At 43.4% G+C, this 14,572-nt stretch carries 17 protein-coding genes; 12 read left to right on the forward strand and 5 right to left on the reverse strand.

The features are described from left to right. Positions 1-6 precede the first annotated feature (6 nt). Both K08M4_RS11260 and K08M4_RS11265 read left to right on the forward strand, forming a co-directional pair. Positions 7-1,047, forward strand: a complete 1,041-nt coding sequence (locus K08M4_RS11260; RefSeq protein ID WP_086049918.1) for a DUF3549 family protein — start codon at positions 7-9, stop codon at positions 1,045-1,047. Positions 1,048-1,148: 101 nt separating this feature from the next. Further along, positions 1,149-1,457, forward strand: a complete 309-nt coding sequence (locus tag K08M4_RS11265) for a DUF3301 domain-containing protein (protein ID WP_009847426.1) — start codon at positions 1,149-1,151, stop codon at positions 1,455-1,457. On the opposite strand, the gene K08M4_RS11270 is transcribed toward K08M4_RS11265, so the two are convergent. Continuing rightward, complete coding sequence (locus K08M4_RS11270) at positions 1,423-1,941, reverse strand: GNAT family N-acetyltransferase (protein WP_009847427.1); 519 nt, start codon at positions 1,939-1,941, stop codon at positions 1,423-1,425. The genes K08M4_RS11265 and K08M4_RS11270 overlap by 35 nt on opposite strands. Before the next feature lie 767 nt (positions 1,942-2,708). Here K08M4_RS11270 and K08M4_RS11280 point away from each other — a divergent pair. Both K08M4_RS11280 and K08M4_RS11285 read left to right on the forward strand, forming a co-directional pair. Continuing rightward, positions 2,709-2,996: a hypothetical protein gene (locus tag K08M4_RS11280; RefSeq protein ID WP_086049920.1), complete on the forward strand. Its 288-nt coding sequence runs from the start codon at positions 2,709-2,711 to the stop codon at positions 2,994-2,996. An 86-nt stretch (positions 2,997-3,082) separates the two neighbouring features. Beyond that, entirely contained in the window at positions 3,083-3,526 is a 444-nt protein-coding gene (locus K08M4_RS11285) for a YaiI/YqxD family protein (RefSeq protein WP_004734361.1), read from the forward strand. Between the two features lie 275 nt (positions 3,527-3,801). On the opposite strand, the gene K08M4_RS11290 is transcribed toward K08M4_RS11285, so the two are convergent. The 3 genes from K08M4_RS11290 to K08M4_RS11300 all read right to left on the reverse strand — a co-directional run bounded on the left by K08M4_RS11290 (position 3,802) and on the right by K08M4_RS11300 (position 6,163). Then, complete coding sequence (locus K08M4_RS11290; RefSeq protein ID WP_086049921.1) at positions 3,802-5,388, reverse strand: AbgT family transporter; 1,587 nt, start codon at positions 5,386-5,388, stop codon at positions 3,802-3,804. Between the two features lie 387 nt (positions 5,389-5,775). After that, positions 5,776-5,901 (reverse strand): type B 50S ribosomal protein L36, encoded by a 126-nt coding sequence (ykgO, locus tag K08M4_RS11295; RefSeq protein ID WP_009847431.1) that lies wholly within the window; start codon positions 5,899-5,901, stop codon positions 5,776-5,778. A 1-nt stretch (position 5,902) separates the two neighbouring features. After that, the gene (locus K08M4_RS11300; RefSeq protein ID WP_086049922.1) at positions 5,903-6,163 is read right to left on the reverse strand and encodes a type B 50S ribosomal protein L31; all 261 of its coding nucleotides are present in this window, start codon (positions 6,161-6,163) and stop codon (positions 5,903-5,905) included. A gap of 123 nt (positions 6,164-6,286) precedes the next feature. On the opposite strand from K08M4_RS11300, the gene tsaA reads away from it, so the two are divergent. The 7 genes from tsaA to K08M4_RS21985 all read left to right on the forward strand — a co-directional run bounded on the left by tsaA (position 6,287) and on the right by K08M4_RS21985 (position 12,021). Then, positions 6,287-6,982, forward strand: a complete 696-nt coding sequence (gene tsaA / locus K08M4_RS11305) for a tRNA (N6-threonylcarbamoyladenosine(37)-N6)-methyltransferase TrmO (protein WP_086049923.1) — start codon at positions 6,287-6,289, stop codon at positions 6,980-6,982. A gap of 101 nt (positions 6,983-7,083) precedes the next feature. Then, complete coding sequence (locus K08M4_RS11310; RefSeq protein WP_086049924.1) at positions 7,084-8,799, forward strand: proline--tRNA ligase; 1,716 nt, start codon at positions 7,084-7,086, stop codon at positions 8,797-8,799. A 188-nt stretch (positions 8,800-8,987) separates the two neighbouring features. Further along, complete coding sequence (locus K08M4_RS11315; protein ID WP_086049925.1) at positions 8,988-9,677, forward strand: tellurite resistance TerB family protein; 690 nt, start codon at positions 8,988-8,990, stop codon at positions 9,675-9,677. A 205-nt stretch (positions 9,678-9,882) separates the two neighbouring features. Continuing rightward, entirely contained in the window at positions 9,883-10,086 is a 204-nt protein-coding gene (locus tag K08M4_RS11320; protein WP_086049926.1) for a YaeP family protein, read from the forward strand. A 1-nt stretch (position 10,087) separates the two neighbouring features. Then, positions 10,088-10,279: a DUF4250 domain-containing protein gene (locus tag K08M4_RS11325; protein WP_086049927.1), complete on the forward strand. Its 192-nt coding sequence runs from the start codon at positions 10,088-10,090 to the stop codon at positions 10,277-10,279. A gap of 230 nt (positions 10,280-10,509) precedes the next feature. Further along, on the forward strand, positions 10,510-10,836 hold the full coding sequence (locus K08M4_RS11330; RefSeq protein WP_009847438.1) for a hypothetical protein: 327 nt from the start codon (positions 10,510-10,512) through the stop codon (positions 10,834-10,836). Positions 10,837-10,985: 149 nt separating this feature from the next. Next, positions 10,986-12,021 (forward strand): IS630 family transposase gene (locus K08M4_RS21985; protein WP_157665725.1). Its coding sequence is split into 2 segments (ribosomal slippage): positions 10,986-11,444 and positions 11,446-12,021, totalling 1,035 coding nucleotides; the frame shifts between segments, so codons are not numbered across the junction. A gap of 174 nt (positions 12,022-12,195) precedes the next feature. On the opposite strand, the gene glyA is transcribed toward K08M4_RS21985, so the two are convergent. Beyond that, entirely contained in the window at positions 12,196-13,446 is a 1,251-nt protein-coding gene (gene glyA, locus K08M4_RS11345; RefSeq protein ID WP_017084166.1) for a serine hydroxymethyltransferase, read from the reverse strand. Between the two features lie 347 nt (positions 13,447-13,793). On the opposite strand from glyA, the gene K08M4_RS11350 reads away from it, so the two are divergent. Then, entirely contained in the window at positions 13,794-14,396 is a 603-nt protein-coding gene (locus K08M4_RS11350; RefSeq protein WP_086049928.1) for a YitT family protein, read from the forward strand. Positions 14,397-14,572: the final 176 nt, after the last annotated feature.

Here is a 14,572-nt window from a genome sequence, read left to right on the forward strand (position 1 = left end):
ATTACTATGGAAACGATTCACACGCTCACTCAGTTACTAAAGAATAGCGGTTGCCAATACGATATCTACGACCTAGGTCGTCGTATTCAAAAGATCGACAACACCTTATTCTCTGATGTTGAGCAAGGGAAACAGCCGTACCCATTTCCACTTCAGAAACAAGCTCATTTAGCGATTAGCTACTGGAATGAACACAAGCAACCGTGGATCTGGTTCCTTAAATTCAAACTGGATGAAAGAGGCCTCTTGCATCAAGGCGATGTGGGTAATTTCCTTAAGTTTGTTATCGAAGCGATGGGCACACGTTTGAACGGTGACATCAGCGAAGAGCAACAACAAAAGCTATCTAACAACCCATATACCTTCAAGCCTTCAGAAGACAAGATGGCCGTGTTCCATAGCCAAGTAAGAGCAGGTTTAGACCTGGCAACGAGCCAATACTACGAACACGCTCAACATTACTTCACGGGTGAACTCGGTTGGGACAACTGGAAAACGGTTGGCCTTCAAGGCATCACCGATATGTGTGCGCGTTTAGGCAACCAACAAAACGGTGTCACTATTCGTAAAGCTCTTCATAAACTGCCATCAGAACCGCTATACGCAACACTAGGAGCGCTTGAGCACACGCAAATCAATGACAAGCTCGCTCAACGCTTACAAGAAATGGCAGACAACGAGATTAACAGCCAAGAGCCGGATCTGTTCTTACTGTCAGCACTGGTACGAGCCCTTTCTGGCGCAGAGCAAAGCACAACCAACGCCGTGATTCATCAAGTATTGGCTAGCCCACGCTTGAGCCACCAAGAAGTGTTGATTGGTTTAGCGGGTCGCAGCTGGCATGCGCTACAAGATCCAGCGATTGCCGAGCAATTCTTGTTGCGCCTCGCACAAACAGGCAACCAAAACCTGTTCAATCAGTTATTTGCAGATTTAGTGATGATTCCGACACTAAGAATGGTATTTTTGCCGTTGTTGAATTCGAACCCATCACCAGAACTCGCCAACGCATTGATTGAGTTACAACAAGCGGCTAAGTCTCAATAATTGACTGACGACTAACTCAAAAGCGAGCTAGATCTGTAGCTCGTTAACACAAGCTCAAAATTACGATTGGAATAGAGTGATTAAAAGGAAGTATGGATTAAATGATAGATAACTTAGTGGCTATTTTGATGCTGTGCTTCTTTTGTTTTCTGTTTTGGCAGCAGCGCAGGCAATCCGAGCTTGCGAAAGCTGCCATTGCGAGAAAGTGTAAAGAGCTCGACTTGCAGCTATTAAGCGTTGCCTTCAACGGTCATAAACTTAAGATGCGCCATGAGCTAACGACCATTTGGCGCTGGCATACTGTGTACCATTTTGAGTTTTCGGCATTAGGTGATGACCTGTACCAAGGAAAACTGACCATGGTCGGCTTCCGCTCTATGCGGTTTGAGCTACAGCCTCATAGAATGTAACGTCGCAGTGCGCGTTATAGCTATATTCATGATAAGGGCCAAACGAATCTTGTTTGGTTTCCTTAAATTCAAACCCTAGTTTTTCTAATAACTTAATCGATGGGTTGTGGCCGACATTCACAGTCGCAACAACATTCGTTAGGCGCTCTTCAAAACACACCAAACTTAAAAATGGTTTTAGCACCTCACTAGCAAAGCCGCGATTCCAATACTCTTTATCCAAAATAAAGCCAAGCTCATGCCTACCCTCTTCTGATGAAATAAAGACATGTCCAAGATATTCACGGGTTTGGTTGTGGATGATAGCGCGGCAGAAGCCGACGTTGTCTTGCAGTATCTCTTGAAATAAGAACTTCGCAGAGGCAATAGAGTGCGGCCCATTCATTTCAGAACGATTAACGGGGCAGCAATTCAACTTGATAAAGTCGTGTTGTAGCTGTTCGGTATAAGGTACCAACAGCGTTCTTGAGGTTGCTATCGTCATAAAACACTCCTTGTGTTGACCATTAGCAGAAAAGCAGATGTCGCGATCTTAGAAAAAAGATCCTGAATTAAAAAGAGCCCTAGATAGAGAAAAGCCTCAGATAAAGAAAAGCCCCGACACCGAAGTGTCAGGGCTAGGGTCTTACTCGCAGCAGTCCGGCTACTAATAAATGCTCCATGCATCATCCATAATAGTGGCTGTAATCCTTCAGCTCTTTCCTTTACTTCGCCGTCCTAGCGGTGTCCAATCATCCTGAAAGCTAACAATCCTAGTTAGCGCACATCACTTGTTCCGTGAGCGGTGTCCTTTACATCGTCCTGATGCTAATCCAACCCTTTAAATCCTAAAGGTGTCCATTGTCATTCCGTTGCAGCTAACTTCCTGTTAACTGGCTGTATCCCTACAATGTCCTTACGCTCCATGCTTGACTACTCAATCCTAAGTAACCAAATCTTCATCCTGAAGATAACCAAATCCTTGGTGCTTTCCTGTTCCGTGTCAGAATCCTTCCGACAAGGTTTAATTTACGCGATTTAGGATTTTGGACAATAGATTTGCATCACACTTTCAATTCAATAAAGTTGTTAATTATATAAAACAATTAAAATTCAGCAACTTAACCATATGCACTTAAATCTCTCTAGTGATGTATTCGTGTTATCTCACAGCCTTTGTAAGAGATCTCTCACAAGCTATGGGCGGTTTTATGATTCGCTATCATTCACCGGAGCGAGTAAAATGACCAAAGACTAAAAATGGAGGTCAACATGCTGACAAAAGATGTGTCTGAAGAGTTGAAATCAGTGCTTGAAGGACTGCAAGCACAAGGGAAAGAGCCAACCGTTGCTTTAGTTAAAGCTCGTATGAGCACATCCGTTCCGATGCCAGCTTTAATCATGACTATCAAAAGCTGGAAAAGCGCCAATCGCGTCCCTAAAGTGGAAGTCGCGACACAAGAAGAGCCGACACTTGATCGTGTTAGCCTACTAGAAAAGCAAATCCTCGAACTTACCACTCGCGTTGCCACGCTTGAAGCCAAGTTAACTGATCAATAAATTAACGAAACAATAAGTTAACTGAACAATAAGGCAACTGAGCAATAAGTTGACCGATAAATAAGCTAACAGAGAAATAGAACACTATGAAGATATGGGTTGATGCGGACGCTTGTCCTAAGGTTATCCGAGAAACAATCGTACGCGCAGCTGAACGCACAGGGGTCGAATGTACCTTTGTCGCGAACCACTTGGTTCCCGTTCCCAAGCGTAACAACATTCACTCAATTCAAGTCCCAAGCGGATTTGATATTGCAGATGATGAAATCGTAAAACGCACTGAACCCGGCGATCTGGTGATTACCTCTGACATTCCTCTGGCTGATGAAGTGATCACCAAAGGTGCGCTTGCTTTAAGCTCTCGCGGCGAGCTTTACACCAAAGAGACCATTAAAGCGCGTCTCAACATTCGTGACTTTATGGATACTATGCGTTCAAGCGGTATCCAAACTGGCGGACCAAGCACCCTTTCACAAACCGACCGTCGTGAGTTCGCAAACCACCTAGATCGCCTGCTAGCAAAACGTTAATCATCAAGAAACATTGATATTCGTTCATAGCCATAAGCGTGAACCTATAGATATGTTTGTCGACATACTCCGTTCTTGTTACTTAACACTTGAGCCTAAGTGTTACTTTAACGGAGTATTGATGATCCACCTTGTCACCACCTCTTCTTTTAAAATCATCCCATTTTTCTACACTCTTTCAGAACACTTTCCGTGATTGGTACACCATAATTTCGACCAAAAAAAACCTGCACGAGGCAGGCTTTAAAATCTAACAATATGACTTGTACTTGTTACTACGGCGTGTAGAACGTTGCTGCACCTGGGCCTACTGGAAGACCAAATACGAAGACCCATAGGTAGAACAAGATGCTCCAACCGAACATAAAGCAGATTGAGTATGGAAGCATTGTCGCGATCAGAGTACCAATACCTAAATTCTTCATATAACGCGTCGCTACAGCAAGGATAAGACCAAAGTAGCTCATCATTGGTGTAATGATGTTCGTCGTTGAATCGCCGATACGGTAAGCTGCTTGAATCGTTTCTGGTGCGTAACCAACAAGCATTAGCATAGGTACAAAGATAGGTGCTGTTACTGCCCACTGAGCAGAAGCCGAACCGATCATTAGGTTAATGAAGCCACACATTAGGATAAATGCAAAGAACAACATTGGGCCAGTAAGACCGATATCTTGTAAGAAGCTAGCGCCACCAACAGCGATTACTTGGCCAAAGTTAGTCCACTTAAAGAAAGCAACAAACTGTGCAGCAAAGAATACAAGAACAATGTACATGCCCATTGAAGACATAGACGTTGCCATCGCATTGATCACGTCACGGTCGTTCTTCATTGAACCAGTAACTTTACCGTAAACAAAACCAGGAATAGCGAAGAATACAAAGATAAACGCAACAATACTCTTCAGGAATGGAGAACCCGAAATTGTACCAGACGCTGAACGTAGAACACCGTCAGCTGGAACGATAGTCCACGCTAGAAGTGCAGAAACAGCCAATACAGCAATACCTGCTAGTTTTAGACCTTTCTTCTCAACATCCGTCAGTCTGCCCATCGAATCATTTGATAGATCTTCAGAAGCTTCTTCGTCGTTGTATTTGCCCAACTTAGGTTCAACAATCTTCTCAGTTACAAATGCACCAGTAATCGCGATGAAGAAAGTAGAAACAAACATGAAGTACCAGTTTGACTCAGGACCAACCGTGTAAGACGGGTCTATCATCTGTGCCGCTGTCTCTGTAATACCAGAAAGCAGTGGGTCAACAGTACCGATAAGTAAGTTTGCAGAGTAACCACCTGACACACCAGCGAATGCCGCAGCAAGACCAGCAAGAGGGTGACGACCTAAAGAATGGAAAAGCATTGCTGCTAGTGGAATAAGTACCACATAGCCAAGCTCTGATGCTGTGTTAGAGATAATACCTGCAAACACAACCGTTACTGTAACCATGCGCTTAGAAGCACCCATTACCATGCCACGCATTGCAGCAGATAGTAGACCTGAGTGTTCAGCAATCGCCACACCAAGCATAGCAACAAGTACAGTACCTAGTGGAGCAAAACCAACAAAGTTCTTAACTAAGTTAGTCACAATAAGTTGTAGACCTTCTGCATTAAGCAGACTTACAACGTGGATCATGCCGTCAGCAGCACGACCTTTAGCACCTTCTGGTCGAGGGTCCATAACAGACACTTCGAAGTAACCAGCAATACCTGAAGTAACGAGAATTGCTAAGCAGAAGATTGCGAAAAGAGTGATTGGGTGGGGTAATAGGTTCCCCAAATATTCAACGCCATCTAAAAAGCGAGTAAAAATAGGTTTTTTAGGCGAATTGTTTTTTATTGAAGCTGATGAACTCATCAGTTCCCTCCTTGTAGTGATTCCTGTGCAATTGTGACAAAAATGTTTAAATTGCCCGCGCAGATTACTCGACAAAAGGGTCAATTAGAAATCGTAAATGTTACAAAATGTGTAACAAACCATTCTTTTTAACTTAATAAAAACAAAAAATTAGCAAATAACTCCAGCTATGAGATAAAAGTTAGGTTTATAATTGGTATGGATACATTCATTAGGTTTATGCCTGAACCTGTAAGTCATTGATAAAGTTATAAATAAGAAACACCGTACGCTAAGTTAGCACCTACTCTCCTGCAAAGTTCCTCTCGAAGGAAAAGAAAAACAGACAAATGAATGAAGTTTGACTTTCCCCTCGTTTTTACACTCGTGTCACATCAAATTGACTGACTATTTTTGAACCGCTTTGAATCTCGGGTTGGATTTACAGATGACATAGAGACGGCCTCTGCGCTTTACTATTTGGCAATCTGGGTGGCGGCTTTTCGCACTTTTCAGTGATTTCACAACTTTCATTCTATTTCGCTCCCTTACCTAATTGACCAAAACGACGAGTGAAGTTCGCAACGCGTCCCTCTTTATGTAGCACTCGCTGTTTACCTGTATAGAAAGGATGCGACTTTTCAGACACTTCAATTGTGAAGTAAGGGTAAGTATTTCCGTCTTCCCATTCGATAGTACGATCTGTTTTCAACGTTGATCCGATCAAGAAGTACTCATCAACACTGGTGTCGTGGAACACCACTTTACGGTAGTCAGGGTGGATATTCGGTTTCATTGTATTTCCCTAAATAATTAAATTGATATGTTATAACATCCCAAATGATAATTATTATCAAAAGAAAAACAAGCGATTTTATGATATTTTTCCGTCTTAACTGAAACCAGAGAACACCTTGCTATGTACACCATTGAACCTGTTGGCTTTATTGAGTCTCCTTATAAAGAGAAGTTCGCTGTGCCAAGACAGCCTAGGTTGGTTCCCACATCTACCTCAAGAGTCAGATTAGTTGACTCAGCTAACTGCCTTGAATCTGTTCGTGACATTGAACAATTTAGCCATGTGTGGTTATTGTTTCTGTTCGATAAGAACCTTGAAGCCAGATGGAAACCAACCGTGAGGCCGCCTCGACTTGGCGGTAATGAACGGATTGGTGTCTTTGCGTCTCGTGCCACGTTCAGACCCAATGGAATTGGCATGTCTGCGGTTGAGCTCAAAGGTGTATCTCAAGAAAAGGGACAAACTTGGTTGGACTTAGGCAGTGTTGATCTCGTTGACGGCACTCCGATCATCGACATCAAGCCTTATATCCCCTACTCAGATTCGATTCCGGATGCATTGGGAGGGTTTGCCGCCGATGAACCTGAAGTGTTAGATGTAAACTTTTCGCAGCAAGCCCAAAGTAAGCTGTCCGGTCACCCACAGGCGCGCCATATCATTCAGGTGATCAAAGAAGTGCTAGGCCAAGATCCGCGCCCCGCCTATAAGAAAGGTAAGCCAGACAGTAAAGAATATGCGGTAAATTTGTTCGATCTTAACGTGAAATTCGTTGTTGAAACGCTTTTCATCAATGTTACCGACATTGAACGCTTTTGAGATCCCAAATAGGCTGATATTATATGCGGCTATATCAGATTTGCTGTCGTCACTAACTGCAGCAAATTTTCTTTTATCAATGATGAAACGGATACCATAGAATGCGTACCAGTAACTACCTTCTTTCTACTCTGAAAGAGACTCCAAACGACGCAGAAGTTATCAGCCACCAGCTGATGCTACGTGCAGGTATGATCCGTAAGCTAGCTTCAGGTTTATATACTTGGCTACCTACTGGTCTACGTGTACTGCGTAAAGTCGAAAATATCGTTCGCCAAGAGATCGATAATGCAGGTGCCGTTGAAATCTTGATGCCCGTAGTTCAACCGTTTGAGCTTTGGGAAGAGACTGGCCGTTCTGAAAAGATGGGCCCTGAGCTACTTCGTTTCACAGACCGTCACTCTCGTCCGTTCGTTCTTAGCCCAACAGCTGAAGAAGTAGTGACGAGCCTAGTACGTAACGAGATCAGCTCTTACAAACAGCTACCTCTAAACCTGTACCAAATCCAAACTAAATTCCGTGATGAACGCCGCCCTCGTTTTGGCGTAATGCGTGCACGTGAATTCTCTATGATGGATGCGTACAGCTTTGATATCGACAAAGAAGGCTTAGAAAAGTCTTACCAAGCGATGCACGATGCTTACTGTAAAGCATTCGACCGCATGGGTCTTGAATACCGTCCAGTATTAGCAGACTCTGGCGCAATCGGCGGCAGCGGCTCTCAAGAGTTCCACGTTCTTGCTGAAAGCGGCGAAGACCTAATCGCATTCTCTTCTGAGTCTGATTACGCAGCGAACATCGAGAAAGCAGAAGCACTAGCTCCTACTGAAGAAGTTGCAGCGCCAACTCAAGAGATGGAACTGGTTGATACGCCAAACGCAAAAACAATCGCAGAGCTTGTAGAGCAGCACGGTCTAGCCATCGAGAAGACAGTTAAGACTCTATTCGTTAAAGCATCTGATGAAGTAGACGCTGATATCATCGCGCTAATCATCCGTGGCGACCACGAGCTTAACGAAGTGAAAGCAGAGAACCTTCCACAGGTTGCTGCTCCGCTAGAGATGGCTTCTGAAGAAGAAATCCGCGCACTTGTTGGTGCAGGTCCAGGTTCACTTGGCCCTGTTGGCCTAGAGCTACCATTCATCGTTGACCGCTCTGTTGCTGTAATGAGCGACTTTGGCGCTGGCGCAAACGTAGACGGTAAGCACTACTTCGGTATTAACTGGGGTCGTGATGTTGAACTTGCTCAAATTGAAGACCTACGTAACGTAGTTGAAGGCGACCTAAGCCCATGTGGTCAAGGTACAATCCAACTTAAGCGCGGTATCGAAGTTGGTCACATCTTCCAGCTAGGTAACACTTACTCGAAAGCAATGAACTGTAACGTGCTTGGTCCTGATGGTAAGAGCGTAATCCTAGAAATGGGTTGTTACGGTATCGGTGTTTCACGTGTTGTTGCATCGGCTATCGAGCAAAACCACGATAAATTCGGTATCACTTGGCCAGACGCACTAGCACCGTTCCAAGTTGCTATCGTACCAATGAACATGCACAAATCTGAGCGCGTTAAAGAAGCCGCTGAAAAGCTATACGCTGAATTAACGGCTATGGGAATCGAAGTACTATTTGATGACCGTAAAGAGCGCCCTGGTGTAATGTTTAAAGATATCGAGCTAGTGGGTATCCCTCACACTATCGTTATCGGCGATCGCAGCATGGATGAAGGCAACTTCGAATACAAAAACCGTCGTACTGGTGATAAAGAAGTTATCGCTATGGATACGGTTATCGAGCACCTTAAGGCTCAACTAGCTTAGTAATCCGGTTACTCGCTAGATAAACATTGAAAGGCTGCCATCAGGTGGCCTTTTTTGTACCTACAGTCTCCCTTCAAACTCCCTTCTATTTTATCAGTAGAGTAAATAACGTAAGTTAATCCCCTGTTCATCTTTAAATCCGTATATTGGTTTTAACTACTCTTTGACACATTTACATGGAGCTATCGATGGATATCAAAAGCTTACTGAACCAAGCACTTAAATCAGATCTCGTTAAACAAGGCACTCAGAAACTTTCACAAGGGTCTTCAAGTTTAAGTGGCCTAACTCAAGGCGGCAATGGTAAGAATATCAACAAAAGCACGCTCGGAGCCTTCGGTGCAGGCGCCGTTGGCGGCGGGCTCTTAGGTGCATTAATGGGCTCTAAGAAAACCAAAAAAATGGGAAAAAAAGCAGCAGGCATTGGTGGCGCAGCGGCACTTGGTGCACTCGCTTATAAGGTCTACAACGATTACCAATCGAAACAAGGCCAAACACCGAATGCCGAACAAGCTCAATTTGATGAGAACGACTCAAACCATAGCTTGCTGATCTTAAGATCGATGATTGCAGCATCCAAAGCCGATGGTCATGTCGATGAAGAGGAGATGGCAAAGATCGAGCAAGCGGTCGAAAATATGGGCGCTGATTATCAACTGACCAAATTAGTGTCTGAAGAACTGCACAAACCGCTCGATCCAAGTGAAATTGCTCAGCTCGCGACCTCACCTCAACAAGCGAGTGAGATCTATCTAGCGTCTTTGATTGTAGCGGATGAGCAAAACTTCATGGAGAAGGCTTACCTCAAAGAGTTAGCTAAGCAACTCAACCTTGCTGATGAAGTTACTTATCAACTTGAACAGCAAATCTCTGGTTAAGCGGTAATTATCAGGCTAATCCGTAAATATCTCGCTAAGCAGTAATATCAAACTAAGTAACAAGCTAGCAAAGTGATACATTGAGCATCAACAGAATGAGATATTGAGCAAGAACAAACTAACTCTGAACTTAGTCAGATCCACTTTGTTTTTGCTTATCTCTATGTGTATATTGAGAGCAGTTATCATTTGGTTAGGTATAAAAATGAAAGTATACGATTGTTGTGATTTGGTGCGTGAACTGTATTCTCAAATTGGCAGTGGCGACCAAGGCTATATCCCTAAAGCGATTACCTGCGCGGTAAAAACCTTGAACGACCTTGCTGCAGATGAGTCTTTTCCTAAAGAAGCAAGAGAGCGCGCTGCATTTGCCGCAGCGAACCTACTGATCTCAGATTTCGAGGACTAACATGAACCTCGCGAACTTTGAAAAGATGGATCCTGTGATGTTGATGAGCATCGTCAACATGAAGCTGCGTGACGACTTCGGCGGTGATTTAGATCGAGTCGTCAATTTCTATGAAATCGACAAAGCTGTATTGACCGCAAAACTTGCGTCTGCTGGTTTTGAATTCCTTCCGGAAGCCAAACAGTTTCGATAGTCATTTAGAACACACTTAATTTTAAAGACCAACCTCTGTGTTGGTCTTTTTTGTTTGAGGTACGTAATAGGCCAAGACCAATAAACTTATTAGAAATTATCTGTTTGCACCTATACTTTTATATCCTAGAGTCAGTCAACGCGCCTTGAATCAAAGCGTGTTGTTGTATAGGCTACTCCAAACAACATATAAAACTCATCACCAAATTCGATGATATCGAAGGACTAACAATGAAAAGACTCGGACTTTTAGCCGTTATCGCAGCCGTATTTACCGCAGGTTGCGCTTCAAATACTCAGCAAGACAACTTCCGTGAAGCCTCTTTTGAGCTGTGTAATACTGAAGTCGATATCTACTCTGTAAGCCATGATGAAAGAGTACGTATCGTCTGCTCTGACGGCTCTAAATTTGCCTTAAACAGTGAAGATACGCTAGAAATTATGCGCGATATCAACATCGACTATTGTGATGGCGAAGGTTTAGGTAAATTCAACGAAAGCCGTCACTACTACTCTTTCAAATGTAAGTCAGGCACCCTACTTAGCATCAAAAAGTAGAAGCGACACAAGAAAGCGATAAAGTACAAAAGGGTTGATGTGAAAGCATCAACCCTTTTTAGTACCTGCCTTTCTGTATCTGTAGATAATACCAATTAAAGTAAAAATGTGATCTAATTAAGGCCGTCGAACTCTTACAGAAAATCGTCATGGATAGCCTTAATAATACTGATTTTAAAAAGCTAGCAAGCCAACAAAAAACCATTCAAATGAAGGTTCGCTTGCTAGCACTAGCCCACTTCAAAGAAGGTCACTCGCGCACTCAAATTGCCAAATACCTTAAAGTCAGTCGAACTAGTGTAAACAAATGGGTTCAAGTATTTCTTGAAGAAGGATTGGAAGGGCTTCAAGAAAAACCTCGCACAGGCAGACCTGCATACCTCAATGCAGAACAACGAAAACAACTCAGTGCATTCATTAAGAAAGAAGCAGAGTCCCCTTCAGGCGGGCGCCTTGTCGGGAGCGATATACATGATTACATCGTGAAAAACTTTGATAAATACTACCACCCTAATTCTATCTATTATCTCCTCGACCACATGGGCTTCTCTTGGATAACTTCTCGCTCCAAACACCCTAAACAATCACAGCAAATCCAAGACGATTTTAAAAAAATTCAAAATAGAAACGATCCTTAAGATCCCCGGCCATATCGGGCTAGAGAGTGTTGATGTCTGGTTTCAAGATGAAGCTAGGTTTGGTCAGCAGAACACAACGACACGTCTTTGGGCGACTCGTGGAACGAGGCCTCGCGTGGTAAAACAACAGCAATTTGAATACGCTTATTTGTTTGGTTCGGTATGCCCTGAAAGAGGAATTGGCGAAGCCATAGTGGTTCCTTGGGTTAACAAGGACATAATGACAAATCACTTAGAGCAGATATCTAAGGCTACAGAAAAAGGACGTCATGCTGTCGTTATAATGGATGGTGCAGGCTGGCATACCGATGATATTGCGAGAGAATTTAATAACGTCAGTACTATTAAGCTTCCTCCCTACTCGCCAGAGCTTAACCCTATAGAGCAAGTTTGGAGTTGGTTGCGACAACATTATCTAGCGAATCAAAGTTTCACGGATTATAACGACATTGTTTCCAAGGTTTGTCGCGCTTGGAATGAATTTCTTGAGTGCAAAGATCGTGTCACAAAAATGAGCAGAAGGGATTGGATAAACCTGATCAGTTAATTTTCCGGATTGGTATAACCTAACTCTCATGCCTACAGATACAAAAAAGGTCCCAAAAGGGACCTTTTAAATCAATTTTCAAAGTAGTCGTTTGAAATTCTAGGAGAGCACGCGGAGCTTACGGATGTAAGTGAGCATGCTCGACAACGAAGTTCAAATTACTACGCAGAAAAATTAAGCGTAAACAGGTAGACGCTTACAGATTTCTAACACTTTCGCTTTAGTTGCTTCGATAACAGACTCATCACCCATGTTATCTAGGATGTCACACATCCAACCTGCTAGCTCTTTCGCGTCTGCTTCTGAGAAACCGCGACGAGTGATAGAAGGAGAACCGATACGGATACCAGAAGTAACGAACGGGCTACGTGGATCGTTTGGTACTGAGTTCTTGTTAACTGTGATGTTAGCTGAACCTAGTGCTGCATCTGCTTCTTTACCTGTGATGTCTTTGTCGATTAGATCAACTAGGAACAGGTGGTTCTCTGTAGAACCTGAAACGATGTTGTAACCGCGTGCTAAGAATTCAGCAACCATTGCTTTTGCGTTAGCCACTACGCGAGCTTGGTATTCTTTGAACTCTGGTTCTAGAGCTTCTTTGAACGCTACTGCTTTACCAGCGATAACGTGCATTAGAGGGCCACCTTGACCGCCTGGGAATACTGCTGAGTTCAGCTTCTTGTAAAGATCTTCGCCTTCGTTAGAAAGGATAAGACCACCACGAGGACCAGCAAGCGTTTTGTGCGTTGTTGTTGTAACAACGTGAGCGTGTGGAACTGGGTTAGGGTAAACACCTGCAGCGATTAGACCCGCAACGTGCGCCATATCTACGAAGAAGTAAGCACCTACTTTGTCAGCGATTTCACGCATGCGCGCCCAATCACAAACTTGAGAGTAAGCTGAGAAACCACCGATGATCATCTTAGGTTTGTGCTCGATAGCTAGCGCTTCCATCTCTTCGTAATCGATTTGACCTGCTTCATCGATACCGTAAGGGATAATGTTGTAAAGCTTACCAGAGAAGTTTACCGGAGAACCGTGAGTTAGGTGACCACCGTGCGCTAGGCTCATACCTAGAACAGTATCGCCAGCATTCAGTAGTGCCATGTATACAGCGTTGTTTGCTTGAGAACCTGAGTGAGGTTGTACGTTCGCGTATTGAGCGCCAAACAGTTCACATGCACGTTCGATTGCTAGAGTTTCAACTTTATCTACGAACTCACAACCACCGTAGTAACGCTTACCAGGGTAGCCTTCAGCGTATTTGTTTGTAAGTTGAGAACCTTGAGCTTCCATTACACGTGGGCTTGTGTAGTTTTCTGAAGCGATAAGTTCGATGTGCTCTTCCTGACGAAGAGTTTCTTCTTGGATAGCTGCGAATAGGTCCGCATCGTAATCAGCAATGTTCATGTCACGCTTAAGCATCTGTATCTCCTGACTCAGATTGTACTGAAAGTTTCAAAAAAACCACACAATGACCGAAAGCAAACGTTTCCGTCACCGTTTTGATGTGACGCATTCTACATAATTTGATCTAGGTCATAAAGAGCTAATTGCAATTTTATCATGCAGTTTTTTCATAATCACAAATAAGATTCATCATGGTTATTGAGCTTATCCAACCAAAGATGACGCTTACTGTCAATTTTACGCTTTACACCCTGTAAAACGCAGATTACATAGGTTTACCTTAATTTTGCACCTCAAGCTACCGAAAGCTAAGGTTTTTCTCTACTATGCACGCCTTTATTGGTTAGGTAATTATAAAAACGATGGAAAAACACTCACGTAAAGAAGATTGGGTAGCCATTCTTACTGGCACGTTTTTAGTGGCGTTAGGCGTCTTCTTTTTACAGTCAGCAAATCTGCTTACCGGTGGTACTACTGGCTTGGCTCTGCTTTTGAGTCAATTCTTACCTGTAACCTTTGGTATTTTGTACTTTGTTGCCAACTGTCCATTCTATTTATTAGCTTGGAAACGATTTGGTCGTAGCTTTGCCATTAGCAGTGCAATTGCTGGCGCTTTAGTCTCGGTATTTGCTGATCATTTATACTTAGTGATCTCGCTAGAAGTTCATAACGAGATCTACTGTGCTGTTGCTGGTGGCCTGTTAATGGGCTTAGGTATGCTTATCCTATTCCGTCATCGCTCGAGCTTGGGTGGCTTCAACGTACTGTGTTTGTTTATCCAAGACCGCTACGGTATCTCAGTAGGAAAAACTCAGATGTGCATTGATGCTTGTATTCTGTTTGCGTCTTGCTTCTTCGTATCACCTTGGGTAATTGCCGTTTCTGTATTGGGTACTGCGGTACTAAATATAGTGCTTGCAATGAATCACAAGCCAACTCGTTACTCGGTGAATTACGCGTCTTAGCGCTTATTACCTGTTCTGTGTTGCTAATATCTGCTGCTTTAGCTTCTCAACTATGCCAGCAAAAACACGATGACCAAGACATCACTAAAACAAAAAGGCTTTGGGGGCACTCCAAAGCCTTTGTTGAAACCTAAATCTTTAGGGGGAACTGTGAATAAGGTTTATTGAAATAGCAA

Source organism: Vibrio syngnathi (assembly GCF_002119525.1).
Classification (GTDB): Bacteria; Pseudomonadota; Gammaproteobacteria; order Enterobacterales; family Vibrionaceae; genus Vibrio; species Vibrio syngnathi.

What these genes read in the sequence shown, in the direction of transcription:
- K08M4_RS11260 (WP_086049918.1), top strand. Translation starts at nt 7, where the DNA reads ATGGAAACGATTCACACGCTCACTCAGTTACTAAAGAATAGCGGTTGC.
- K08M4_RS11265 (WP_009847426.1), top strand. Translation starts at nt 1,149, where the DNA reads ATGATAGATAACTTAGTGGCTATTTTGATGCTGTGCTTCTTTTGTTTT.
- K08M4_RS11270 (WP_009847427.1), bottom strand. Translation starts at nt 1,941, where the DNA reads ATGACGATAGCAACCTCAAGAACGCTGTTGGTACCTTATACCGAACAG.
- K08M4_RS11280 (WP_086049920.1), top strand. Translation starts at nt 2,709, where the DNA reads ATGCTGACAAAAGATGTGTCTGAAGAGTTGAAATCAGTGCTTGAAGGA.
- K08M4_RS11285 (WP_004734361.1), top strand. Translation starts at nt 3,083, where the DNA reads ATGAAGATATGGGTTGATGCGGACGCTTGTCCTAAGGTTATCCGAGAA.
- K08M4_RS11290 (WP_086049921.1), bottom strand. Translation starts at nt 5,388, where the DNA reads ATGAGTTCATCAGCTTCAATAAAAAACAATTCGCCTAAAAAACCTATT.
- ykgO (WP_009847431.1), bottom strand. Translation starts at nt 5,901, where the DNA reads ATGAAAGTTGTGAAATCACTGAAAAGTGCGAAAAGCCGCCACCCAGAT.
- K08M4_RS11300 (WP_086049922.1), bottom strand. Translation starts at nt 6,163, where the DNA reads ATGAAACCGAATATCCACCCTGACTACCGTAAAGTGGTGTTCCACGAC.
- tsaA (WP_086049923.1), top strand. Translation starts at nt 6,287, where the DNA reads ATGTACACCATTGAACCTGTTGGCTTTATTGAGTCTCCTTATAAAGAG.
- K08M4_RS11310 (WP_086049924.1), top strand. Translation starts at nt 7,084, where the DNA reads ATGCGTACCAGTAACTACCTTCTTTCTACTCTGAAAGAGACTCCAAAC.
- K08M4_RS11315 (WP_086049925.1), top strand. Translation starts at nt 8,988, where the DNA reads ATGGATATCAAAAGCTTACTGAACCAAGCACTTAAATCAGATCTCGTT.
- K08M4_RS11320 (WP_086049926.1), top strand. Translation starts at nt 9,883, where the DNA reads ATGAAAGTATACGATTGTTGTGATTTGGTGCGTGAACTGTATTCTCAA.
- K08M4_RS11325 (WP_086049927.1), top strand. Translation starts at nt 10,088, where the DNA reads ATGAACCTCGCGAACTTTGAAAAGATGGATCCTGTGATGTTGATGAGC.
- K08M4_RS11330 (WP_009847438.1), top strand. Translation starts at nt 10,510, where the DNA reads ATGAAAAGACTCGGACTTTTAGCCGTTATCGCAGCCGTATTTACCGCA.
- glyA (WP_017084166.1), bottom strand. Translation starts at nt 13,446, where the DNA reads ATGCTTAAGCGTGACATGAACATTGCTGATTACGATGCGGACCTATTC.
- K08M4_RS11350 (WP_086049928.1), top strand. Translation starts at nt 13,794, where the DNA reads ATGGAAAAACACTCACGTAAAGAAGATTGGGTAGCCATTCTTACTGGC.